Annotated in this window: 17 protein-coding genes and 1 pseudogene; 7 read left to right on the top strand and 11 right to left on the bottom strand. The window is 72.3% G+C overall.

From position 1 onward, the window contains the following. Positions 1-380 precede the first annotated feature (380 nt). Entirely contained in the window at positions 381-2,129 is a 1,749-nt protein-coding gene (locus ACH4D5_RS15650; RefSeq protein WP_398302409.1) for a bifunctional 3'-5' exonuclease/DNA polymerase, read from the top strand. A 55-nt stretch (positions 2,130-2,184) separates the two neighbouring features. Here the strand turns inward: ACH4D5_RS15650 and ACH4D5_RS15645 are convergent, their stop codons facing one another. From ACH4D5_RS15645 to ACH4D5_RS15635, 3 genes and pseudogenes are all read right to left on the bottom strand, one after another. Continuing rightward, positions 2,185-5,556, bottom strand: coding sequence for a BTAD domain-containing putative transcriptional regulator (locus ACH4D5_RS15645; RefSeq protein ID WP_398302407.1), 3,372 nt, complete (start codon positions 5,554-5,556; stop codon positions 2,185-2,187). Positions 5,557-5,897: 341 nt separating this feature from the next. Next, entirely contained in the window at positions 5,898-7,976 is a 2,079-nt protein-coding gene (locus ACH4D5_RS15640) for a sensor histidine kinase (protein ID WP_398302405.1), read from the bottom strand. Positions 7,977-8,304: 328 nt separating this feature from the next. Continuing rightward, positions 8,305-9,009, bottom strand: a pseudogene (locus ACH4D5_RS15635) (response regulator transcription factor); the annotation flags it as partial. 265 nt (positions 9,010-9,274) lie between these two features. Here ACH4D5_RS15635 and ACH4D5_RS15630 point away from each other — a divergent pair. The 3 genes from ACH4D5_RS15630 to ACH4D5_RS15620 all read left to right on the top strand — a co-directional run bounded on the left by ACH4D5_RS15630 (position 9,275) and on the right by ACH4D5_RS15620 (position 12,294). Next, positions 9,275-10,099, top strand: coding sequence for an alpha/beta fold hydrolase (locus ACH4D5_RS15630; protein WP_398302403.1), 825 nt, complete (start codon positions 9,275-9,277; stop codon positions 10,097-10,099). Between the two features lie 180 nt (positions 10,100-10,279). Then, entirely contained in the window at positions 10,280-11,632 is a 1,353-nt protein-coding gene (locus ACH4D5_RS15625; RefSeq protein WP_398302401.1) for a sensor histidine kinase, read from the top strand. Continuing rightward, entirely contained in the window at positions 11,596-12,294 is a 699-nt protein-coding gene (locus tag ACH4D5_RS15620) for a LuxR C-terminal-related transcriptional regulator (protein ID WP_398302399.1), read from the top strand. Before ACH4D5_RS15625 ends, ACH4D5_RS15620 begins: the two co-directional genes overlap by 37 nt. A 36-nt stretch (positions 12,295-12,330) precedes the next feature. Here ACH4D5_RS15620 and ACH4D5_RS15615 read toward each other — a convergent pair whose 3' ends face one another. The 3 genes from ACH4D5_RS15615 to ACH4D5_RS15605 all read right to left on the bottom strand — a co-directional run bounded on the left by ACH4D5_RS15615 (position 12,331) and on the right by ACH4D5_RS15605 (position 14,389). Continuing rightward, complete coding sequence (locus ACH4D5_RS15615; RefSeq protein WP_398302638.1) at positions 12,331-13,107, bottom strand: SDR family NAD(P)-dependent oxidoreductase; 777 nt, start codon at positions 13,105-13,107, stop codon at positions 12,331-12,333. A gap of 58 nt (positions 13,108-13,165) precedes the next feature. Beyond that, a complete protein-coding gene (locus tag ACH4D5_RS15610; protein WP_398302397.1) occupies positions 13,166-13,696 on the bottom strand; it encodes a cupin domain-containing protein in 531 nt (176 codons plus the stop codon). 99 nt (positions 13,697-13,795) lie between these two features. Beyond that, positions 13,796-14,389, bottom strand: coding sequence for a TetR/AcrR family transcriptional regulator (locus tag ACH4D5_RS15605; RefSeq protein ID WP_398302395.1), 594 nt, complete (start codon positions 14,387-14,389; stop codon positions 13,796-13,798). A 124-nt stretch (positions 14,390-14,513) separates the two neighbouring features. Between ACH4D5_RS15605 and ACH4D5_RS15600 the strand changes: the two genes are divergently transcribed. After that, on the top strand, positions 14,514-16,490 hold the full coding sequence (locus ACH4D5_RS15600) for a protein kinase (protein ID WP_398302393.1): 1,977 nt from the start codon (positions 14,514-14,516) through the stop codon (positions 16,488-16,490). A gap of 96 nt (positions 16,491-16,586) precedes the next feature. Here the strand turns inward: ACH4D5_RS15600 and ACH4D5_RS15595 are convergent, their stop codons facing one another. From ACH4D5_RS15595 to ACH4D5_RS15585, 3 genes are all read right to left on the bottom strand, one after another. Further along, positions 16,587-17,492, bottom strand: coding sequence for a sulfotransferase domain-containing protein (locus ACH4D5_RS15595; RefSeq protein ID WP_398302391.1), 906 nt, complete (start codon positions 17,490-17,492; stop codon positions 16,587-16,589). 53 nt (positions 17,493-17,545) lie between these two features. Continuing rightward, entirely contained in the window at positions 17,546-18,334 is a 789-nt protein-coding gene (locus ACH4D5_RS15590; protein WP_398302389.1) for a class I SAM-dependent methyltransferase, read from the bottom strand. Positions 18,335-18,487: 153 nt separating this feature from the next. Beyond that, entirely contained in the window at positions 18,488-19,048 is a 561-nt protein-coding gene (locus ACH4D5_RS15585) for an adenylyl-sulfate kinase (protein WP_398302387.1), read from the bottom strand. A 273-nt stretch (positions 19,049-19,321) separates the two neighbouring features. Between ACH4D5_RS15585 and ACH4D5_RS15580 the strand changes: the two genes are divergently transcribed. Then, complete coding sequence (locus ACH4D5_RS15580; protein WP_398302385.1) at positions 19,322-20,221, top strand: LysR family transcriptional regulator; 900 nt, start codon at positions 19,322-19,324, stop codon at positions 20,219-20,221. 23 nt (positions 20,222-20,244) lie between these two features. On the opposite strand, the gene ACH4D5_RS15575 is transcribed toward ACH4D5_RS15580, so the two are convergent. Together ACH4D5_RS15575 and ACH4D5_RS15570 are read right to left on the bottom strand one after the other, a co-directional pair. Next, positions 20,245-21,804 (bottom strand): MFS transporter, encoded by a 1,560-nt coding sequence (locus ACH4D5_RS15575; protein ID WP_398302383.1) that lies wholly within the window; start codon positions 21,802-21,804, stop codon positions 20,245-20,247. 71 nt (positions 21,805-21,875) lie between these two features. Further along, on the bottom strand, positions 21,876-22,238 hold the full coding sequence (locus tag ACH4D5_RS15570) for a YybH family protein (protein ID WP_398302381.1): 363 nt from the start codon (positions 22,236-22,238) through the stop codon (positions 21,876-21,878). A gap of 350 nt (positions 22,239-22,588) precedes the next feature. Here ACH4D5_RS15570 and ACH4D5_RS15565 point away from each other — a divergent pair, with 350 nt between their 5' ends. Beyond that, positions 22,589-22,948, top strand: coding sequence for a hypothetical protein (locus ACH4D5_RS15565; RefSeq protein ID WP_398302380.1), 360 nt, complete (start codon positions 22,589-22,591; stop codon positions 22,946-22,948). Positions 22,949-22,974 lie beyond the last annotated feature (26 nt).

The following is a 22,974-nucleotide window of genomic DNA, read 5'->3' as shown; positions in this document are numbered from 1 at the left end:
GCAGATGCCGCGCAAGGGAGCAAAGCCGAGGACGAGGTACGCCCGAGGAACCCCCACCGGGGCGCAGGCGCACGCGCGCCCGAGGGGACGTGGGGGTATGTGCGAACGGAGCACCGAGCACACTCTGGCGCCTTTGGACTTGAGGCGCGGCGCAGGGATGGCGAGTACGCACATACCCCCGCGGCCCCGCCCCACAGACGAGCAGAAGGCGCCCCCCCAAGGGAACGACGCCAGAACCCGCCCCGCCCACAGACGAAGCAAAGGCGAACCCCGCCCAAGGCGCCCCCGCCAGAACCCGCCCCGCCCCACCGACGGCACAAGGCGCGGCCCGCGCACAGGAAGCAGAGGGCAATGTCAGTGCCGGGTGCGATGGTGGGGGTGTGGGTGAGAGGTGGGTTGTTCGTGTTGTCGAGGGAGGAGCCGCGGAGCTCGTCCGGCTCGGGGACGACGGCCTGCCCGCAGGGGCCGAGATCCACGAGCCCGACCTCGCCGAAGCCGTCCGCAAGCGCCCCGACGTGGACCGCTGGGTCTGGCGGTCCACCGCCGCCGTCTACCCCCGCCTCCTCGCAGCCGGCCTCCGCGTCCCCCGCTGCTACGACATCGAGGCCGCCGAGCTCCTCCTCCTAGGCCACGAGGGCCGCCTCGGCGAGCCCCGCTCCGCCGCCGCGGCCCTCGCCCGCATCCGCAACACCCCCGTGCCCCCCGACCCCCCGCCCCGCGCCGCCGAGCCCGGCACCCAGGACTCCCTCTTCGAGCCCCGCCCCGGCGGCACCGACCTGTCCCTCGCGGAGCTCGTGGAGGTGCACGCCGAGCAGCAGCGAAGACACGACGCGACCGCCCACCCCGGCCGCATGCGCCTGCTCACCGCGTCCGAGTCCGCCGGCATGCTCGTGGCCGCCGAGATGAACGACGCGGGCCTGCCCTGGCGCGCCGACGTCCACCGCGCGCTCCTGACCGAACTGCTCGGCGAGCGGTACGCGGGGCGCGGCGAGCCCCGCCGTCTCGCCGAGCTCGCCGACGAGGTGTCCACCGCGTTCGGCCGCCGCGTCCGCCCCGATCTGGCCGCGGACGTCGTCAAGGCCTTCGCGCAGGCGGGCATCAGGGTGAAGTCGACGCGGCGCTGGGAGCTCGAGGGGATCGACCACCCCGCAGTGAAGCCCCTCATCGAGTACAAGAAGCTGTACCGGATCTGGACCGCCCACGGCTGGAGCTGGCTCCAGGACTGGGTGCACGACGGCCGTTTCCGTCCGGAGTACACCCCGGGCGGCTCGGTCAGCGGCCGCTGGACGACCAACGGCGGCGGCGCGCTCCAGATCCCGAAGGTGATCCGCAGGGCCGTCGTCGCCGACCCCGGTTGGCGGCTCGTCGTCGCCGACGCCGATCAGATGGAGCCGAGGGTCCTCGCCGCGATCTCGCGCGACCGGGGCCTGATGGAGGTGGCGGGCAGCGAGGAGGACCTGTACACCCGCCTCTCGGACCGTGCGTTCTCCGGCGACCGCGAGCACGCGAAGATCGCTCTGCTCGGCGCGGTGTACGGACAGACGTCGGGCGACGGCCTGAAGAACCTGGCGGCGCTGCGCCGCCGCTTCCCGCTGGCCGTCGCGTACGTCGACGACGCGGCGAAGGCGGGCGAGGAGGGCCGGCTCGTACGGACGTGGCTGGGGCGGACGAGTCCGCCCGCGGCGGGTGCCGGGGAGGACGACGAGGCGGGCATCCCCCAAGAGGACCCGACGGGCCGAACGGGCCTGACGGGCTCCGTGGCCGTACCGGCCGGCGGTGACGGGGGGCCGCCCTCCGAGGGCGAGTTCACTCCGGGCTACGCCTCGTCCGACGCCCGCGCCCGCGGCCGCTTCACCCGCAACTTCGTGGTGCAGGGCAGCGCGGCGGACTGGGCGCTGCTGATGCTGGCCGCCTTGCGGCGGTCGATCGCGGAGGGCGGCCTGCGGGCCCGGCTCGTGTTCTTCCAGCACGACGAGGTCATCCTGCACTGCCCTGCCGAGGAGGCGGACACGGTGGTGCGCGCGGTGCGCGAGGCGGGGGATCTCGCGGGCCGGATCGCGTTCGGGGAGACGCCGGTCCGGTTCCCGTTCACCACGGCTGTGGTGGAGTGCTACGCGGACGCGAAGTAGGAAGAAGACGGAAGAAGACGGAAGTACGACGAAGAGGCGGGAGAGGGGAGTGGTGCTACGCCGCCGCCAGCAGCTCCCGCAGCTCGTCCGACACCTTGCTGTCCGTCCCGTCCAGCGCGCGCAGCGCGGCCCTCCACTGGTCGTACGCCTCTTCGTCACGTCCCGCCGCCCGGAGCAGGAGCCCGCGCTGGTGCCGGGCGAGGCCCGTCATGTGGGTGTCGCCGCGTTGTTCGGCACGGTCGAGGAGGGCGGCGCACTCACGCGTCGCCTCCACGGAACGGGAGAGTCCGCGCAGGGCGCGGACCAGTCCGAGGCGGGCCTGGGAGGCTCCGTGCCAGTCCTCGTACTCGCCGTGCAGACGCAGGCTCTCCTCGAAGTGGCCGAGGGCGGCGGCCGGTTCGCCGAGGGTGAGGTGGGCGTAGCCGATGTTGCAGTGGGCGGACTGGCGGACGACGGCGTGCCCGATGGTCTCGCCGATCGCGAGGCTGCGTTCGTGGTGGGCGATGGCGGCGCGGGCGTCGGTGTGCTCGTAGAGGTTGCCGAGGTGGCTGAGGGTGATCGCCTCGCTGAGCGGGTCCGCGAGGTCCTGCGCGAGGTCGAGGCTCTGGTGGAGCGCCTCGGCGGATTCGGCGTGGCGGCCGAGGCCTTCGAGGAGGAGCCCGCGGTTGTTGAGGCCGCGCCGTACGCAGGACACGATGCCGAGTGCCCGCCAGAGGGCGAGCGCCTCGTCGTTCAGGGCGAGGGCCTCCCGGCTCCGGCCTGACATGAAGTGCAGCCCCGCGAGATCGGTGAGGGCTTGGGCCTCGGCGGCGGCGTCGCCCTGCCGGCGGGCGCCGTCCAGGGCGAGGGCCCCGAGCACCGCCAACTCAGTGAGGCAGCCGCGGCGTTGGAGGTACGGGAAGAGACAGCGGACCAGGACGGGAAGCAGGCCGAGGGGGTCGCGGTGCCTCTCGGCGAGGGCGAGCACATTGGCGAGCTCGGCGTCTCCCCAGGCGAAGGCGTCCTCTGCGGACATGGGTGCGTGTGCCGGGGGTGTGCCTGTCTCCGGGGGTGCGCCCGTCTCCGGGGGTGTGCCCGTCGCCGCCGCGGACGGGCTTGTTCCCGCCGCGGGTGGGGTGGGGACGTCCATAGGCTGGGCCGGGCGTCCCACGGGCTCCCCCGTTGACGGGGGCACTTCCGCCTCGCCGCGCTCGGCGCGTACGAGGCGGGGCCCGACGCCGCGTAGGCGGTCGGAGCGGTCCAGGCCCTCGGGGAGGATCGCCAGCAGGGTGCGGCGGGCGGACTCCGCGTACCAACGGAAGGCCTCCTCGACGACGCCGGCGCACGCGGCGGCTCCGCCCTGGCCCCTGGTGGCCGTCTCCCGGGCGAAGTCGCGTACGAGATCGTGCGGGGCGTACCGGCCGTAGGACGTCTCTTCGAGGAGCGCGACGTCGACGAGGCGGTCGAGGGCCGCGCCTGCGCGCAGTTCGTCGGTGCCCAACAGGCGGGCCAGGAGCGGCACTCCGTACGTCGGCAGGTCGAGCGCGCCGATCCGGGTGAGGGCGCGGGCGGCGTCGCGGTCGGCCTCGCGGTCCGAGGTGCGCAGGGCGTCGAGGGCGACGGCGAGGGAGCGGCGCACGCTCAGGTCGTCGTACTCCAGGTGGTGCAGGCGGCCGCCGCTGACGGTGAGGAGTTCGGCGAGGGCGTCCGGGGTGAGGGCGCGGCGGGCAGCCAGACGGGCGGCGACGATGCGCAGGGCTAGGGGGAGGCGGCCCGCGAGTTCGATCAGCGGGTGCCCGGCGTCGAGCCCCGCGCGGCCGGAGACGGCGCGCAGCAGTGCGGCGCTGTCCCTGTCGGAGAGGGGCGCAAGCGGGAAGCGGGCGGCGCCGTCGAGGGCCGTCAGCGGCGAGCGGCTGGTGACGATCACCGCGCAGCCGGAGCCTGCGGGCAGCAGGGGCCGCACTTGCGCCGCCGTCGCCGCGTCGTCCAGGACCATGAGCGTGCGGGTGGGCGCGAGCAGGGACCGCAGCAACGCGCTCGCCGCATCCGGCGATTCACGACGCGCGCCGACGGCATCCGGCACCGCGCACCCCACCCCTGCCGCCGCACCCGGCGCAGCCGGCACATCCGCCGCACCCTGCGTGCCCGGCGCCTCACGGCTCACGCTTGTGCCACCCGGCGATGCACATCCCACACTCGCGGCATCCGGCGACGGCCGGTCCTCGGGGCTGCCGACGTCCTCTCCGCACACGCGGCTGCCGGAAGCCTGTGGGGGTTCGGCGCCGAGGTCGCGGAGGAGGGCGGCGAGGGCCTGGCACGGGGTGAGTGGGGTCATGCCGGGTGTCGCGCCGCGCAGGTTGACGTAGAGCTGGCCGTCGGGGAACTCCTCCCGCAGCGCGTGCGCCACATGCACGGCGAGCGCGCTCTTGCCGACCCCGGCCATGCCGGAGACGACGGCGACGCGCGATCCTCCGGCCAGGGCGAGTTGGAGCGAGCGGACGGTGCCGTCCCGGCCGGTGAAGTGAGCTGGCGCAGGCGGCAGTTGCGCGGGACGGGCCGCCCCGGCGCGTCCCGCCCCATCCGCGCATTCGGGCCGGGACGCTTCCGCGGGAACGGGTGGCGGCACGTCTGTGGACTCCCCCGCACCCAGATCCGCCGGTTCCCCGCCCAGATCCGCCGTCTCGCCGCCCGGGGCCGCCCCCAGCACCTCCCGGTGCGCGTCACGCACCGCCGTGCCCGGTTCCACGCCGAGTTCCTCGATGAGTCTGCGGCGCAGTTCACGGTGGACGGCGAGGGCCTCGGCCTGGCGGCCCGTACGGTGCAGGACGAGCATCAGCTGGCGGTGGAAGGCCTCGCGGAGCGGATGCTCCGCGACCAGTGCGGCGAGTTCGGGGGCGAGCGCCGCCAGGCCGCCGGTGCCGAGTTCCAGTTCGGCGTCGTACCGCCATTCAAGGGCGAGGAGACGTGCCTCTTCGAGGCGCGGTATGAGGGGGTGGCCGTCCAGCGAGTCCGGGAGGCCGCTCAACGGCGTGCCGCGCCACAGCGAGAGCGCGTCCGTCGCGCGGGCGGCGGTCCGCGCCCAGTCCCCCGCCGCGTGCGCGGCCCGCGCCTGCGCCACCAGGTGTTCGAAGACCCGGACGTCCAACTCGCCCTCGCCGACGCGGAGCCGGTATCCGGGCGGCACCGCGCGCAGCCGCCGCGGATCGTCGAGGAGGCGCCGCAGCCGCGTCACGTGGTTCTGCAGGGACGCCTGTGCCGAAGCTGGCGGAAAGTCGCCCCACAGGGCGTCCTTGAGGGCGCCGAGGGAGACGACCCGGTCGGGTTCGAGCAGGAGCGCGGCCAGCAGGGCGCGGCCCTTCGCACTGCGTACGGGGTGCGGCTCGCCCTCGTCGTCGTACACGGCAGGTGCCCCGAGCAGACCGAACCGCAGCCCGCATCGATCACTCACACCGTTCCCCCGTGCCGTACTCGTATCGCCATGTCCCGCTGTGTGCACCGGCTGCGGGTACCGGCTGCGTGTCTGTTCCGGAGCCGATCCGGAGCTGATCCGGAGCTGATCCGATGTGCTCAGAGAGCCGTCGGGCCACATGTTAGCGATCTGTTGGCGTGGCCTGATCTGATCACTGCATCGGATCTGGCCCGCCGGTACTCGCGCACAGCGCGTAGCTCGGGGGAGTGTCGCCGCCGCGGCCGGATCCGGGGGCAGAGAAAGCCCCGGTCGGCGGAGGTGACCGACCGGGGCTTTCGCCCTGCCGCCCCCTCCCCCACCTCCTCCCCCTCCGGAAGCCGTTACTCTCCCGGCGGCCGCTGCTCCCCCGGCAGCCGCACCGTGAACAGCGAGCCCTTCCCCGGCACGCTCTCCGCCGACACCGTCCCGTCGTGCGCCTCCACCAGCTTCCGCACGATCGACAGGCCAAGACCACTGCCGCCCGTCGCGCGGGTCCGCGACTTGTCGGCGCGCCAGAACCGGTCGAAGACATGCGGCAGGTCGGCGGGCGCGATGCCGGTGCCCGTGTCGGCGACTTCGATGAGCACCGCGTCGGACGTCGTGCGGCAGCTGATGCGGACGCTGCCGCCCTCGGGGGTGTGGCGGACGGCGTTGGAGACGAGGTTGCCGACCGCCTGGCGCAGCCGCAGCGGGTCGGCCGTCACCCACGGGTCACCGAACGCGGTGGCCCTGAGCTTCACCCCGGCCGTGTCCGCGCGCGCCTGGTGCGCCGCCGCCACCTGGTCGGCGATCTCGGCGGCGCGCACCGGCTCGCGGTGCAGCCGGAGCGTGCCCGCGTCGGCGGCCGCCAGGTCCTGGAGGTCGTCGACGATGTGCTGGAGCAGCAGGGCCTCTTCGAGGAGCGAGGTGACCAGTTCGGGGTCGGTGTCGACGACGCCGTCCTCCGCCGCCTCCAGCCAGCCGCGGATGTTGGACAGCGGGGTGCGCAGTTCGTGCGCCACGTCGCTCACCATGGCCTTGCGCTGTTCCTCCAGGGCCTTGCGGTGGGCCGCCATGTCGTTGAACGCGGCGGCCAGTTGGCTGATCTCGCCCGCCGAGCGGGTGACCCGTTCGGGCACCGGCTCGCTCGGCTCGCCCGCCTTCATGCGCCGCGTCGCGGTGGTGAGCGCGCGCAGCGGCCGGGTGAGCCGGGTCGCGGCGAGGGCGGTGACGGCGACCGTGACGGCGAGGACGGCGGCGGCGAGCCCGGCCAGGCGGGCGGTGTTGGCCCGGGAGAGGCTGAAGGCGGGGGTGCTGCGAGTGCCGTCGGAGCTGGTGATGAAGAGCAGCGCGGGCGAGGAGACGTACGGGCCGAGTTGCTCGCGGCGCGCGGTGTCGACACAGGACCTGATGGCGGCGTCGGTCGGCTCACCCACGGCCGGCTTGGCCGCGGCGGCCTGCCTCCGCGCGGCCTGCTCGTCCGTGGCCAGCCTGTCCGCCGCCGGCTCGCTCGCGGTCGGGTCCGGGTAGGTCGGGGTGAAGGCGGGGTCGGGGCCGGGGGCGGCCGGTGAGTCGACGGGCGGGGTCTCGCGGGGCGCCACGGGCACCGACGTCGGGGCGGCGCCGATCGGTTTCGGTCCGGACCGCGCGGTCAGGTCGAGGCTGATCGGGACGGGGGCGAGCCCGCGCCGCTTCATGCAGGCGTCGGCGAGGGAGTTGAGCTTGTCGAGGGCCTTCTGTTCGTGTGCGGTGGGCACGTCGAGCAGGCTCATGCGGCAGCGCGAGTCCATGAACTCGCCGGAGTGGTAGTCGAGTCGCACGAAGGGCCGGCCGCCGGTCCCGAAGACGACTTCGGGGCTCATCCCGAGCTCCGTCAGGCAGGCCGCGCTCCGGGCGGCGGCCTCCTTGAGGGCCCTGCGCTCCTGCCCGGGGAGGCGGTAGGGGCCGACCGCGCGCGGGTCGATGCGGTCGACCGCCGTGTCCTCGTCCGCGCGGCCCGGCGCCAGCGTCGCGTCCACGGAGAGGGGGTCGAGCACGGCGGATGCGGTCGGGGGCAGGGCGGTGCGGCGGGGCGCCGAGTCCGCGATGACCTTGTGGTCCTGGGTGGTGAGGGCGATACGGCGGCCGGTGTTGCGGGACAGTTCGCGTACGGCCTTGTCGGCGCCCCGCCACTGGGGTGCGCTCGCGCCGACGCCGAGGAGCCTGTCGTAGATGCGGGCGTCGTCGGCGAGGACCTGGCCCTGCTCCTGGCGCAGCGCGCCGGAGGTGGTCTGCGCCGCGAGCCACGCGGTGGCGGCGATGGAACCGATGGAGACCAGGACGGACACGGCGAGGAGGCGCGCCAGCAGGCTCTTACGAAGCGGAACATCACGCACGACGCTGCGCCGCCACACCGTCGACACCCGGTCCGCCGGCGCCCACACCGTCAACGCCCGGCTCATCGGCGACCACACCGTCGACGCCCGGCTCGCCGGCGCCCACCCCGCCGGTGCCCGGCCCACCGCCGACCACCCCGTCGGCGCCCAGCCCACCGCCGACCACCCCGCCAGTGCACGGCCCACCGGCGACCATACCGTCGGTGCCCGGCCCGCCGATGCCCACGCCTCCGGCAACCACCCCACGGGCGACCGCACCGCCGGAGCCCGAACCGCCCCCGGCCGGTCCCGCACCTGCTCCCAGCCCCAGTCCCGTTACCGCTCCCGCGCCCGCCCCGGCACCGGCACCAGCACCGGTCCCCGCACCCGCACCCCCACCGGCACCCCCACCCGCCAGCTTGTATCCCACCCCGAAGACCGTCACCAGGCGATCGGGGCGGCGCGGGTCGGATTCGATTTTCTTGCGGAGGTTGAGGACGTGCACGTCGACCGTGCGGGCGGATATGTAACCGGACGAGCCGTGGATGCGGTCGAGGAGCTGGGGCCGGGTGAAGACCCGGTCCGGCTCCTCCGCGAGCGCGGAGAGCAGGTCGAACTCCCCCGGAGTGCAGTCCACGTGCCGCCCGTCGACCGTCACCTCGTGCCGCAGCGGGTCGACGACGAGGCCGCCGACGCGCAGGATCCGCCGGTCGGCGTCGGGCAGCGGCGGCTGGATGCCGCCCGCGCGGCGCAGCAGCGTCCGTACCCGGGCCATCAGCTCGCGCGGGCTGTACGGCTTCGTGAGGTAGTCGTCGGCGCCCGTGTCGAGGCCCGCGAGCAGGTCGTCCTCCGTGGTGCGGGCGGTCAGCATCAGGATCGGCAGCCGCGCGAGCTCGGGCGGCCCGCTCCCGTCCCGCAGGAGACGGGTGACCTCCAGGCCGTCGGCGCCCGGCATCATCACGTCGAGGATCAGCAGGTCCGGTAGCCGGTGCCGCACCTCGGCGAGGGCGGCGGAACCGTCGTGGACGACGGCGACCGAGTGACCCTCGCGCTCCAGGTAGCGGCGGACCAGCTCGGCCTGTTTCTCGTCGTCCTCCGCGACCAGGACAAAAGCGCACATGGCGTTGAGGATAGGCATGCCCCGGCCGGATCAGGCCGGCCAAACGGGATCAGGACAGCGGCCTGACAGGATCCTCATAAGTGACCGCCAGACTGGTGCGGCCACGGAAGCGCCCCTCTCGGGACACCCTCGGCACACCCTCGGGACACCCTCGGGACACCCATGGGCGTGCCTCCGCCCCTCTCGGGGCACCCATGGGCCCGCCCCTGCCCCATCCCCCCCGTAATTCATTGCACCGCCCCATCCCCCCGCCTAGCCTCCCCGCATGGCAACCGCACAGCTCAACGGGATCACCATCGGCTACGACGACACCCACGGCGAGACGGGAACCCCGAACACCCCGAACCCCCCGAACACCCGCCCCCACCCCCTCGTACTCGTCCACGGTCACCCCTTCGACCGCTCCATGTGGGCCCCGCAGCGCACCGAACTCGCCGCGACCCACCGCGTGATCACCCCGGACCTCCGCGGCTACGGCGAGTCCACCGTCGTCCCCGGCACGACCGGCTTCGCCACCTTCGCCGAGGACATCGCCGCCCTCATGGACCACCTGGGCATACGGGAGTTCGCACTCGGCGGGCTCTCCATGGGCGGTCAGATCGTGATGGAGTGCTACCGCCTCTTCCCGGAGCGCATCACCGGGCTCCTCCTCGCGGACACCTTCCCCGCCGCCGAGTCCCCGGACGGCAAGGTCGCCCGCAACTCCTCCGCCGACCGTCTCCTCGCCGAGGGAATGAAGGGGTACGCGGATGAGGTGCGGGACAAGATGGTGGCCCCGTACAACACGGAGGCGTCCGCGTACGTCCACCGCATGATGCTCGCCGCCCCGCCCGAGGGTGCGGCCGCCGCCCTGCGCGGCCGGGCCGAACGCCCCGACTACCGCGACCTGTTGACCCGCGTCGACGTCCCGTCCCTCGTCGTCGTGGGCCGCGACGACGCGTTCACGCCGGTCTCCGACGCCGAGGCGATGCACGCCGCGCTGCCCGACTCGGCCCTGCACGTCATCGAGTCGGCGGCCCACATGCCGAACCTGGAACGCCCCGACGAGTTCAACGCGGCCGTCCGCGCGTGGCTGGCCCGCATCTCCTGAGAATCCGCCAGGCCCGCACGCCCGCACGTCCGCCCGTACATCCATCCATCCAGAGTGAGCAACTCTTGGCCCGAAGAGGGGAGTTTTCACCACCGACGTCCGCCCCACCCCCGTCCCATAATGAACCCGCGGACGGCCGCCGCGTCAGAAAACCGCAGTTCACGGCGCTAGGGGGAAGTCATGACCACACCACCACGCACGCCCACGGGGAGCAGTCCCGGTGGCGCCTTCACACGCTCCCTTCTCCTCTGGGTGCTGTCCCTGAAGGCGTTCTGGATCTCCCTGTGGGTGGCCCACGTACAGCTCCTCGGCGGTGGTCCGGCCGGCGCCCGGCTGCTTCCGGCCGCCATGCGGAGCGTACGAAGGCTCGCGGACCGGCAGCGCGGGCTGGCCGAGGAGTGGTCGGGCCGGGACTTCCCCGCGCCGTACCGGGACCTGCCGGAGAAGAACCAGGGGCTGGCCCTCCGCGCCCAACTCGCGGGCAAGGAGGGGCAGGTGTGGCGTGACCGGCGCTGGGTCGGTCTCGACGCGTGCGTCGGCGGCCTGATCGCCCTCGGCCCGCTCGCCCTGGTGCTCAGCGGGGTGTGGGGCCTGGTCACGGCGGTGTTCGGGGTGCGGCTCTCCGAGGAGTGGGACAGCATCTGGTATCTGTTCGTGCCGGTGCAGGACTGGCCGACGGCCGTCCTCGCGGGGGTGCTCGGCGCCCTGCAGTTCCCCCTCGCCTTCTTCTGGGCCGCACCCCGCGCCGTCCGGCTGCACGAGCGCTTCCTGCGCACCGTGCTCGGCCCGAGCGAGAGCGCGCTGCGCGCGGAGATGTCCGAGATGGCGCACCGCATCGACCACCTCACCACCACCCGTACCGCCGCCGTCGACACGCAGATGGCGGAGATCCGCCGCATCGAGCGCGACCTGCACGACGGCGCGCAGGCTCGCCTGGTGGCGATGGGCATGACGCTCGACGCCGCCGAACACCTCCTGGAGTCCAACCCGGAGGCCGTGCGCGCCCTGCTCGTCGAGGCCCGCGAGAACTCCACCAAGGCCCTCCAGGAACTGCGCGACCTGGTCCGCGGCATCCATCCGCCCGTCCTCGCGGACCGCGGACTCGTGGACGCCGTACGGTCCTTGGCGATGATCAGCCCCCTCACCACCGAGGTCGTCGCCGAGCTGCCCGGCCGCCCCGAGCCGCCGGTGGAGTCGGCCGCCTACTTCGCGGTCTCGGAGATCATGGCCAACGCCGCGAAGCACTCCGGGGCGGAACGGGCCTGGATCGACGTCCGCCACGAGAGCGCGACCGCCCCGGACGGCGGCGAGGACACGGGCGGCAGCAGCGGCCGCGGCACCCTCCGCATCACCGTCACCGACGACGGCCACGGCGGCGCCGACGCGTCCCGCGGCTCCGGGCTGCGTGGCATCGAACAGCGCCTGGCGACCTTCGACGGCGTCCTCGCCGTGAGCAGCCCGCCCGGCGGACCGACCATGGTGACGCTGGAGGTGCCGTGCGCGTTGTCCTCGCCGAAGACCACTTCCTGCTGAGGGACGGCCTCAGCAGGCTCCTCACCGCCTTCGGGCACGACGTCGTGGCGGCCGTCGACAACGGCCCCGACCTCCTCGCCTCGCTCACCGATTCGCGGCCGGACGTCGCCGTCGTCGACGTCCGGCTCCCGCCCGGCTTCAGCGACGAGGGCCTACGCGCCGCCGTGACGGCCCGCGAGCGGGTGCCGGGTCTGCCGGTCCTGCTGCTCTCCCAGTACGTGGAGCCGCTGTACGCGCAGGAGTTGCTGGCCACCGGCTCCGAGGGGGTCGGATACGTACTGAAGGACCGGGTCTCCAACGGCGCCGCGTTCATCGCCACGATCGAGCGCGTCGCCGCGGGCGGCACCGCGATGGACCCGCAGGTGGTCTCCCAGCTCCTGGGCCGCAAGGCCCGCGACACCGCGATGTCGACGCTCACCGCACGCGAGCGCGAGGTCCTGGAGTGCCTGGCGCAGGGGCGGTCCAACGCGGGAATCGCCGAGGCCCTGTTCATCTCCGAGAAGGCCGTCGCCAAGCACATCGGCAACATCTTCCCGAAGCTGGGCCTGCCTCCCTCGGACACCGACAACCGCCGCGTCCTCGCGGTACTCACCTATCTGGACCTGGACCCGAACCACCTGGACCACCTGGACCACCTGGACCGCCTGGACCCGAACCGCTGACACCGGCCAAGGCGCGCGCCGCCCGAGGCGACGCACCTACCAGGTCGGCCGCGCCCCCACCCCGCCGTCCACCACCAGGTCCGTCCCCGTGATCCAGGACGCCGCGTCCGAGGCCAGGAACACGCAGGCGCTGCCGACGTCCTCGGGCCGCCCGAGCCGCCCGAGCGGCGCCGCCCTGCCCCACCGCGCCACGCCGTCGGGCCAGTCGTCGGCGAGCCCCGGCCGGTCGATGAGGCCGGGCGAGACGCTGTTGACGCGGATGCCGCGCGGCCCGTACTCCAGGGCCGCCGAGCGGGCGAACATGATCAGGGCCGCCTTGGACGCGCTGTAGTGCGCGTGACCGGGGGCCGGGTTCGATCCCTCGATGGACGCGATGTGTGTCACCGTGCCGCCGCCGTCCTGTCCGGCCATGATCTCGGCGGCCGCCTGCGTGCAGCAGAACGCGCTCGTCACGTTCGCCTCGGACAGCTGCCGCCACTCGTCGGCCGTCATGCCCGCCAGTTCCCGCACCGGCTGGATTCCGGCGCTGTTGACCAGCGCGTCCAGGCGCCCGCGCCAGGCGTGCGCCTCCGCGACAAGCCGGTGGCACTCCTCCTCCCGCGTGAGGTCCGCCGGTACGGCGAGGGCGTCACCGCCCGCCGCCACGATCCGCCGGACCAGTTCCTCGGCGCGCTCCCCGCCGCGCCGGTAGTGGACCACGACCGCGGCCCCCGCCTGCGCGAACCGGAGGGCGACCCCGGCGCCGATGCCCCCGCTCGCCCCGGTCACCAGGGCGACGCGCCCGGCCAGCCCGGGCAGGCTCTCGTCACGCATCACCGCGTCACCCGCCGAAGTCCCCTCACGCATCACCGCGTCACCCGCCGAAGTCCCCTCACGCATCCCCGCCGTCCTCTCCCCGCATCCGCAGCGGCTCCCCGGGCCGGCACAGCTCCCGGATGAGTCCGGCGCGCCTCGGATAACGGGCACTCAGCTCCTCGGCGTCCCCGCCCTCGTAATCCTCGGGTACGAACCCGGGTGCCATCGTCGTCCCGAAGAGCGCCCACCCGTGGCAGCCGCCGGCCCTGACGCGCGCCCCCATCCACGTCCCGGCGGGGACCACCAGCTGCACCTCGCCCCCGGTGCCCAGCACGGCCGTCCGGTCCGTGCCGTCGGGCGCGAGGAGGAGGAGTTCCAGCGCGTCACCCTCGTAGAAGTGCCAGACCTCGTCGATGGGCAGGCGGTGCAGCGCGGAGAAGTCACCTGCGGCCGTGGTCAGCAGCGCGACGATCGCCGAACCCGCGGGGCGGCCGTCCGCGTCGGGCGGACCCGCCCAGATCCGCCGGAACAGTCCGCCCTCGACCGGCAGCGGGCGCAGCCCGTGCCGTTCGGCCACTTCGTCAGCAGTCTCGCCAGTCTCGACCATGGTCGATCGCTCCCCGGCCCGGACGTGTCATAACCGCGGAGTACGTCACTCCGGTCGCCTCACGACCCATCTCACGGCTCACCTCGTGACTCGCTCGCCTCACGGGCCGAGCGAGCGCCAGATGCGGTCCGGCAGGACGCGGGCGGCGTCGTCGAGGTCGACGTCGTCGATGCCGGAGAGCCACCGGCGCGCGGTCGCCACGACGGGCCCCATGACCAGTGCCTCGACCATGGGCACGGAGAGCGGGGCGAGTTCACCCGACGCGACGTGCAGGCGCACCCAGTCGGTGAGCGGCGACAGCCGCGCCTCCTGCGCGTCGCGGAGCTGTCTGGCCTGCGCCATTCCGAGCCGGTCGGCGTAGGAGGAGTGCAGGAGCCGGGCCGCGTCCGGATGCTCCTGGATGAAGGTCAGATAGGTCCGCACGAGGGCCCGGACGCCGCCGCGGGCGGTACGGGAACGCTCCACGGCCGTGGTCAGTTCGCCGAGCAGCCGGCCGAGCCAGCGCAGCAGCAGGGCGTTCATGAGGCCGTCGACGCTGCCGAAGTGGTGGTAGAGGCTGCCGAGGCTGACCCCGCTGGCCTTGTTGAGCGCGCTGACGGTGACGCCCTGTTCGCCGGACTCCGCGTACACCTGCAGGGCCGCGGTCAGGAGACGGTCGGCGGTTTCCGCGCCGCGTTGTTGCTTGGGACTCATCGTGCCGACCAGCGTAAAGCCCCACGAAGTGGAACATGATTCCAGAACGCGATTCTAGAAAGATCTTCCACTCCGGCCGATGGATGGGCCAGACTGTGCGGCGGGTCCGGCCGCGGGGAGGCCGGTGAACGGGGAGAGTGTGAACGGGGCAGGCGGAACAGGCGGGACAGGCGGCACGGGCGGGACCGGCGAGGCGCAAGGGGGCGACGGGTTCGATCTGACGGGCAGCGGCGCCGAACCGCTGCGCGCGCAGGACCCGCGACGGATCGGGACGATCCCGCTCGTGGGCCGGCTGGGGGCCGGCGGCATGGGCCGGGTGTATCTCGGTGTCGTCGACGGGCAGTTCGCCGCCGTCAAGCAGATGCTGGCGTCCGTCGTCGCCGAGGACCGGGGGTTCCTGCGCCGCTTCGGCCAGGAGATGGACAACCTCGGGCGGCTGCCCGCCGACGCCACCGCGCCCCTCCTCGCCAGCGACCGCACCGCCGAACCACCCTGGTTCGCCACGGCGTACGTCCCCGGCATCACCCTGTCCGAGGCCGTCGAGCAGCACGGCGGTTCCCTGCCGGGCGACGCGCTGTGGCTGCTGCTGCGGGAGGTCGCGGCGGGGCTGACGGCGGTGCACGGCCTCGACATGGTGCACCGGGACCTCAAGCCGTCGAACGTCATGCTGACCCTCGACGGTGTCACCCTCATCGACTTCGGCATCGCCCGTGCCGCCGAGCAGAGCCAGCTGACGCAGACGGGGCTCGTCGTCGGCACACCCGCGTACATGTCTCCCGAACAGGCCTCGGGAAAGCGCCGGTTGACGAGCGCGTCCGACATCTTCGCGCTCGGACTCCTCGTCGGGTACGCGGCGAGCGGCCGCTGGCCGTTCACCGACGCGGGCGAGGGCAGCCCGCTCTACCGCATCGTGCACGACGAGCCCGACCTCGCGCCGCTGCGCGCGCTCGACGCCGAGCTGGCGGAGCACGTCGCGGCCTGCCTGGACAAGGACCCGGAGGGCCGCCCGACCGCCCCCGAACTGGTGGAACTCGCCGAGCGGCGCGGCCCGTCGGACCCGGCCTCCCCCGTCTGGCCCGGCCCCGTCCTCGAGCTGCTGACCGAGCGGGCCGCTTTCGCCGCGCGAGTACCGGCGGCCCCGCCCGAGCCGCCGGCCCCGGAGCCGGTCCCCACACCCACCGCGGCCCCCGCGCCCGTCCCGGTACCCGTATCGGACACCACCCCCGACGCCGAGGCCGACGCCCGCACCCGGACGCCCCGGCGCGAGCGGCGTCGTACGCGCATCGTGATGGCCGCCGTCCCCGTCGTGGTGGTCGCCGCGGGGACCACCCTCGCCCTGCAGAACCTGCCGTACGTCACCGGGCCGGACCGCGCGTCGGGCTCGACGCCGTCCGCCCCTGTCACGGCACCCGCCGAACCGGGGCAGCCGTCCGACGACGCGTCGAAGCCCGCGGCGAAGAAGCCGAAGGGCGAGCCGTCCCGGGAGCGGGACGTGGCCGACAGCGAGTCTGCGGGCTCTGGAGGCAAGGGCGGATCCGACGGCAAGGGCGGTGACTCTTCCGGCTCGCGGGACGCCGGGGACAGGAAAAGGGATAGGGACACGGACAGCGGCTCGTCCGGCTCGGACTCGTCGAACGGCAGCTCGTCGGGCTCCGGCTCCGGTTCCGGCTCCTCCGGTTCGGACTCGGCCGGCACAGGCTCCGGAGGCTCGCCCTCGTCCCCTTCCTCGGGTTCCTCTGGTTCCTCCGGCCCCTTCCGGCTGAAGAACGCCGACAACGACGCGTGCCTCACCCAGGTCTACGGCGCCGCCGACGACGGAAGCTGCGGCGACCCGAGCGCCTCCTGGAAGACCGTGAGCGCGGAGAACAACAGCTTCAAGGTGGTCAACAAGCAGTCCGGGTCCTGCCTGGTCGCGAACATGCTCGGCCAGGCCGTCTTCGTCGGCGACTGCACGCAGGGCAGCGCGCGCCTCTGGCGCTGGGGCTCGGGCGGCACCCTGAAGAGCACGAGCAACGGCGGCTGCCTCGACCTGGCGTACGGGGGCGGCGTGGCCGCGTCGACGTGCCAGTCCGGCAAGGCGTCACAGCGCTGGGCGAGGTGACCCGCAGACGGGGAAAGCCAGGTCACGGGTCACGTGACCTGGCTTTCCACGGTGCTGGGCCCTCCGGAGACCCCAGACCCGGGGGGGGGACGAGACCTACTGCGTCGGCGTCGCGTCGTACCCGAAACGGGCCGCCGTCGCGACCAGGCCCGGGTGGGCGAAGCGTTCGGCCAGGTCGCCCTCGCCGATCCACTCGCGCCACTCGCCCACCTGCCCGCGCCGCATGATGCGGGCGTTCTTCGTGGTGTCGTCCTCACCGGCGGACGCCGCGTCCTCGCGGGCACGCATCGCCTTGAAGGAGCTGCGCTCGGCCGCCTGCTCGACGACCTCCGGCGGCACCGCGAGCCCCAGCGCCGCGAGCATCGCGGTGATGGCGCCCACGGGGTGCGACTTGAGGTCCTCGAACCGCACGACCGCGAACTTGGAGAACTCCGGCGCCGCCTCCAGCCAGCTCCGGTAGAAGCGGGCCCAGCCGGGGATCGAGGGCTCTCCGTCCCCGAGCCTGACGCGGTCCAGGAAGTCCGGGTACGTCAGCTTCCCGATCATGTCCGCGGCGTCCGGGATCCAGGAGCCGCCGAAGGAGGAGAACCACTTGTACGACGAGTAGATGGTGTCGCGCGGGTCGCGCACCACCAGGATCGCGCTGTTCACCGCGGACTCGGCGAACACCTCGGGGTAGAAGTGGGTCTTGATGAACCTCTTGGGCACGGCCCCGCTCGCCGCCCTGTCCAGCGCGGCCTGGCTCTTCTCGGAGGTGGCCGCGAGGCGCTGCCGGTAGTAGTCGAGACGGCTCTCCACCGACTGGGCCGCGCCGTCCGCCTCGTCGGGCGACTCGACGTACGGGTCGAGGTAGTCGAAGCCCAGCTCGAACACGATGTTGGCCACGAGCGCCTGGCCGGACCCGGGGTCGCCGGCCACGACGATGTCGTTCTCGCCCAGCAGGCGCGCGCTGCGGCGGGCCAGTTCGTCGGGACGCAGTTCCCGGACGGAGTCCTCGGTCATGTCAGAAATCCTGTCTGTCGGCTCAGGGCGGGTCAGCGGCCCTGTCTCTCGGCTTACTTCTTGGCGCGCGCCGCGACCGCCCTGGTCAGGTAGGTGACCTCGAGCTTCTCCGCGTCCGCGAGGCGCTCGCGGATGTAGTCGAGGAACTGCTCGAACTTGGCGTCGCCGAGCTGGACCCGCACGTCGTTCACGGACTGCCACAGGCCGATGTAGTGGTCGATGGTCTGCTCGACGGAGTGCCGGCCCTCCAGCACGACGACGTCGTCGAAGCGCGGGCTGGCGTTGAACTTGTCCGACAGCTCCTTGATCATCTGCGGGTGCGCCGAGGTGATCCGCTTGCGCTCGCCCATCAGGCGCTTGAGCTCGTTCTCGATGTCCACGAGCACCGGGTTGACCTCGATCAGCCGCGGGTTGTAGAGCGCGACGAACCAGCCGCCCGGCCGCAGGACCCGGCAGAACTCGGCGGTGCCCACCTCGAAGTCCACCCAGTGGAACGAGGACGCCATGCTGATGAGGTCGGCCGACTCGTCCGGGAGCCCGGTCTCCTCGCCCTTGCCTGCGCGCCAGGTGATCGAGTAGCCCTCCGAGTCGGAGATGCCCTCGGCGCGCATGTTGTCGTTCGGCTCGACGGCGGTGACCGAGCGGAATCCGCCGTCCGCCACGATGCGGGTCCACAGGCCCGTGCCGGCGCCGACGTCGACGGCGTCGAGCTCGGCGGCCGGCCGGCCCACCAGGCCGATCAGCGCGTCCCGCACCGAGGTCGCGTAACCCTCACGGTACTTCGAGTAGTCCTTCGCCAGGTCGGTGAAATCTCCGTGCTTGAGCTTGGTCGACGTCGTCATGCGAGGCACAGCTCCTTAATATCTACGTGAAAACGAGAACGCCCGGAAAAGGCGAGGTTCCCGGGACTTACGGGATTACGGGGTTTACCGGGTTTACGGGGCTTGCGGGGCTTACGGCTTTTATGAAATACGCGCTCATGAAATAGGCGCGGGTCACGCCACCGCCGACGAAGGCACACGCTCCTCGTGCGCGAGTCGAATCATGGTGGCCGCGGCCTTCGGGTCGACGTCGCCGTAGTTGGTGACGACCAGGTCGGGGTGGGTGGGGAACTCGGCGGACTGCCCGATGCCGACCACGTCCTTGGCGTCGTTCCCGCTGTAGACGCCCTTGCTGTCCCGCCGCTTGAGTTCTTCGACGGGCACGTCGAGCAGCACCTCGAAGTAGTCGGGCTGGTTCTCGCGATTGTGCCGCTGCACCTCGTGGAACAGCGAGATGGTCGCGACCACGACGAGATGCCCCTGTTCGGCGAGGAGCTGGGAAAGCCGCGCATAGGTCATGGACGTCTTTATGCGGCTTTCCCGGTCGAAACCATGGGTCATCATGCCCAGGGCCGTCCGCACCTCGTTGCCGTCAAGGAGGATCGGCTGCTTGCCGCGCTGGACCAGCTGACGGACCAGCTCACGAGCGACCGTCGTCTTGCCGGCCTCGGCAAGCCCGGTCACCCAGATGACCGCGCCGCCGGAATCGGCGCCTCCAATTCCCGTGGTTCCCATGGATGACTCCCCTCAGTGGACGTACGGTGGCCCGCTCGCCGCGGATGAACTCTTCACAGCCCGACCGCGCTGCTGTAAAGTTCCTCAGAAAATTTTGGCACGCGCATTCGGCATGCATTACTCAGAAAATTCCGAGTATCCCCGTGAAAAAGGCCGCTGACTGGCCGTTGAATGGCCGCTCTTTCCTTACTTTCCGAGCGACCCCGTCAGTATTGTCCCGGCGTTTACCGGGCGTCCAATATCTGTTCGTACTGAAGCCTAGATCGGTCAGTTATGGAGATACGCCAACTCGAGTACTTCGTCGCTGTCGTGGAGGACGGCAACTTCACCAGGGCCGCGGCCCGGGTCCATGTGACCCAGCCGGGAGTGAGCGCGCAGATCCGCCGCCTCGAACGGGAACTCGGGTACGAACTGCTCGACCGGTCCGGGCGCACGGTCCGCCCCACCGCCGTGGGCGAGGCCCTGCTCCCCTACGCCAAGGCCGCACTGGCGGCGGTGCGCAACGCCAGACTCGCCGTCGACCAGGTGGCCGGGCTGCTGCGGGGCCGGGTGAGCGTGGGCATGGTGACGGTGGTGGCGTCGCTGGACGTGCCCGGCATGCTCGCGGAGTTCCAGGCGAGCCATCCGACCGTGGAGATCGCGCTGCGCCAGGGCAGCACCGACGACCTCGTCGACGCGCTCAAGGACGGCGAACTCGACATGGCCTTCCTCGGCATGGGCGTCGAACCCCCGGCCTTCCTGCGGACCGAGGTCGTCCTCGCCGACCCGCTCGTCGCGGTGCTGCGCGCGGACGACGAGTACGCGGACCGGGATTCCGTGCTGCTCAAGGAGCTCGCGTCCCGGCAGCTGATCTCGCTGCCCGGCGACAGCGGCACCCGCCGGCAGCTCGACATCTCCCTGGCCACGGCCGGGATCGACGCGCCCATCGCCTTCTCGGCCAGCGACCCCCAGGTCCTGGTGGACATGGCGGCCCGCGGCTTCGGTGTGGCGATCCTGCCGCGCGGGGCGGTCCGGTCAGCCGGTGACGACCTCCGCCTTGTCCCGTTCCGCGACCCGGACATGCACGGGCGGCTGTACCTGGCGTGGCCGGACGACCGGACGATCGACCCGGCGGCGCAGGCGGTCATCCAGCATGCGCTCGACCGCATCCAGGAGCGGGACGGCTCGGTCTGACGAGCGTCCCGCTCCGTCCGGTCTCACTTCACCGGCTGCGGCTCACCGGCTTCGACCCCGGTCTCCTGCGGCGGCGGCTTGGCGGCCAGGAAGTCCTTGGCCCGGATCAGGAAGAAGGAGAAGACCGCTCCGACCAGGGCCAGGACACCGGTGATGATCAGCAGGTCGTTCAGCGCCTCGGCGTAGCCGGAGTGGAGGGCGGTGGCCACCTGGTCCCGCAGCGGCGCCGGCACCTTCTCGGCGAGGCCGGACACGTCACCGTGTTCGACGGCCGCGGCGATGCCCGGGGCGCTGCCCGCGAGTTCGGGGATGCCCGACAGGTTCCGCATGACGTCGTCGTGCAGCGACGCCGTGAAGATGGAGCCGAGCACCGGGATGCTGGCGGCCATGCCGACCTGGCGGAACGTGATGTTGATGCCCGAGGCCGTGCCCGACCGGTCCGGCGTGACGACGCCGACGGCGGTCGAAGCGAGCGGCGGATTGACGACGCCGCTGCCGATACCGGCGATGACGAAGCCCGGGATGAGGTGCGTCCAGCTGCTCGACGCGTCGTTGCCCGACATGAGGAGCAGGCCGGCGCCGACGAGGAAGAGGCCGGGGCCGATGAGCCACTTCACCGGCACCTTCGCGCTCAGCCGGCCCGCGATGGTCGACGCGACCAGGGCGCACACGCTGATCACGAGCAGCCGCACGCTGGACTCCAGGACGGAGTAGCCGAGCCCGTTCTGCAGGTAGAGCACCAGGTAGAGGAGCATCGCGAACAGCGAGCCGTTCATGGTGAACGCGGCGATCGAGCCACCGACGAACGTCGGCGTACGGAACAGCGAAAGGTCGAATAGCGGCTGCTCGGAGCGGAGTTCCACGATCAGGAAGGTGACGAGCAGGACGGCCGCCGCGCCGAGCCACAGCACGACGTCGGTGTTGCCCCACTCGGTCTCGCCGGCCCGGATCAGACCGTAGATCAGCGCGACCAGGCCGCTGGTGAAGAGGACGAAGCCCGGCCAGTCGAGCCGCAGCTTGCGCCGCATCGGCGACTCGTCGACCTGCCACAGCGTCACCGCGATGGCGAGGAGACCGATGGGCACGTTGACGAGGAAGATGCCGCGCCAGCTGATGTTGCTGGCGATCAACCCGCCGAAGACGGGCCCGAGTCCGGTGGCGATGCCCGTCACCGCGCCCCAGATGCCGAACGCGACGCCCCGCTCCTTCCCGGTGAAGTTCCGGGCGAGCAGCGCAAGCGACGTGGCGTACATGACGGAGCCGCCGATGCCCTGCGCTGCGCGCGACAGGATCAGCATGAGAGGTGTGGAGGAGATGCCGCAGAGCAGCGAGCTGACGGTGAAGACGCCGAGCCCCACCAGGAACAGCTTGCGGTAGCCGAAGCGGTCCGCCAGCGAGCCGCCGACCAGCAGCATCGCGGCGAGGGTCAACGAGTAGGCGTCGACCACCCATTGCGCGTCGGCGAAGCTGGTGTCGAGTCCGCTCTGGATCTGCGGCAGCACGACGGTGACGATGGTGGCGTCCAGCAGGATCATGAAGGTCGACGCGGAGACGACCACCAACGTCCACCATCGCTTGGCCATGACTGTTCTCCCCCACACTTCTTATGGCGTATACGCGTCGGCCGGACCGACCGCCGGCCGTCGCCGACTGCTTACTTGGGCTGGATGAACTCGGGCTGGTCGAGGATCCGCAGCCACGAGCCGTCGGGCTGGCGGCGCACCACCTGGGCGCGGGCGCCCGTGCCGTCCTTCGGCGGGGTGGACGTGAGCGCGATGTCACCGTTGATCAGAGTCGGAAGGGGCTCCTCCGGCTCGAACTTCGGGTTCCGCGTCATCGCCATCTCCCACAGCTTGCGGATGGCCTCACGCCCCTGGGTGATCTGCCCGGGCGGGAAGGCGACGACCGCGTCCTCCGCGTAGAGCTCCGCGACGCCGGCCGCATCGCCCTTGTTGGCGCGCTCGACGAACAGACGCGTGATGTCTTCCGGCTTGTAGGCCTTCTCATATTCGGACACAGGGGGGCCTCTCGTTCAGAGCTGATTTCCAGCACCGACAAGCTTGGCCGCGCGGAACTGGCGCGTCCAACTCCCCTTACTTCTGGCAGCCAGAAGCAATGGATCTGGTTCGCGACCGCGCGACCGGCGGGCGGCCCGCTAGCGACCGGTGAGCGACCGGCGAGCGACCGGGCGACTGAGGAATTCCTCAGTCGCCACCCCCGCGCCCGCGCCGAGTGAGTCGTACGCTCACTGGCTTCACATCCCCACTGAGGATCCCCACTGAGGTCACATCCCCTCCCGCCGAAGACGGAGGCACCCATGACCAGTCACACCCTGCGCATGCTCCATCACGCCGTGCGAGATTCCCGATGAGGGTCGACGTCGCCTGGTGGCACCTCGACGGGACGCCCCAGACCATCGAGACCATGCGCGAACACCTGCGCGAGAACACGCTGGACCGGTGGACCAAGGTGCCCGGCCTGCGGCTCAAGATCTACTTCGCGGACCGCGAGCAGAACCGGTGGGGCGCGATGATGCTCTGGGAGAACGAGCGGCCCCCGCTCGACGAGATGCCGCCGAACGCCGCCCTCGCGCTGATCGGCCGGCCACCGGACGTCCGCGCCACCTTCGAGGCGGAGGGCACCGTGGAGGGCCTGTACGAACTGGCCACGCTCCAGGCCCTCGGCCCCGCTTTCACGGGTAAGAACCTGGAGGTGGAACGGTGTTGACATTCCTGAATAGCCCCGGTTCCAAT

This window comes from Streptomyces sp. NPDC018029, from assembly GCF_044327655.1.
Lineage (GTDB): Bacteria > Actinomycetota > Actinomycetes > Streptomycetales > Streptomycetaceae > Streptomyces.
The sequence above is the reverse complement of the archived record's forward strand: the minus strand, read 5'-3'. Positions and strand labels throughout refer to the sequence as shown.

What these genes read in the sequence shown, in the direction of transcription:
- ACH4D5_RS15610 (WP_398302397.1), bottom strand. Translation starts at nt 13,696, where the DNA reads ATGGTCGAGACTGGCGAGACTGCTGACGAAGTGGCCGAACGGCACGGG.
- ACH4D5_RS15565 (WP_398302380.1), top strand. Translation starts at nt 22,589, where the DNA reads ATGAGGGTCGACGTCGCCTGGTGGCACCTCGACGGGACGCCCCAGACC.
- ACH4D5_RS15585 (WP_398302387.1), bottom strand. Translation starts at nt 19,048, where the DNA reads ATGGGAACCACGGGAATTGGAGGCGCCGATTCCGGCGGCGCGGTCATC.
- ACH4D5_RS15605 (WP_398302395.1), bottom strand. Translation starts at nt 14,389, where the DNA reads ATGAGTCCCAAGCAACAACGCGGCGCGGAAACCGCCGACCGTCTCCTG.
- ACH4D5_RS15580 (WP_398302385.1), top strand. Translation starts at nt 19,322, where the DNA reads ATGGAGATACGCCAACTCGAGTACTTCGTCGCTGTCGTGGAGGACGGC.
- ACH4D5_RS15595 (WP_398302391.1), bottom strand. Translation starts at nt 17,492, where the DNA reads ATGACCGAGGACTCCGTCCGGGAACTGCGTCCCGACGAACTGGCCCGC.
- ACH4D5_RS15615 (WP_398302638.1), bottom strand. Translation starts at nt 13,107, where the DNA reads ATGCGTGACGAGAGCCTGCCCGGGCTGGCCGGGCGCGTCGCCCTGGTG.
- ACH4D5_RS15640 (WP_398302405.1), bottom strand. Translation starts at nt 7,976, where the DNA reads ATGAGCCGGGCGTTGACGGTGTGGGCGCCGGCGGACCGGGTGTCGACG.
- ACH4D5_RS15625 (WP_398302401.1), top strand. Translation starts at nt 10,280, where the DNA reads ATGACCACACCACCACGCACGCCCACGGGGAGCAGTCCCGGTGGCGCC.
- ACH4D5_RS15590 (WP_398302389.1), bottom strand. Translation starts at nt 18,334, where the DNA reads ATGACGACGTCGACCAAGCTCAAGCACGGAGATTTCACCGACCTGGCG.
- ACH4D5_RS15630 (WP_398302403.1), top strand. Translation starts at nt 9,275, where the DNA reads ATGGCAACCGCACAGCTCAACGGGATCACCATCGGCTACGACGACACC.
- ACH4D5_RS15575 (WP_398302383.1), bottom strand. Translation starts at nt 21,804, where the DNA reads ATGGCCAAGCGATGGTGGACGTTGGTGGTCGTCTCCGCGTCGACCTTC.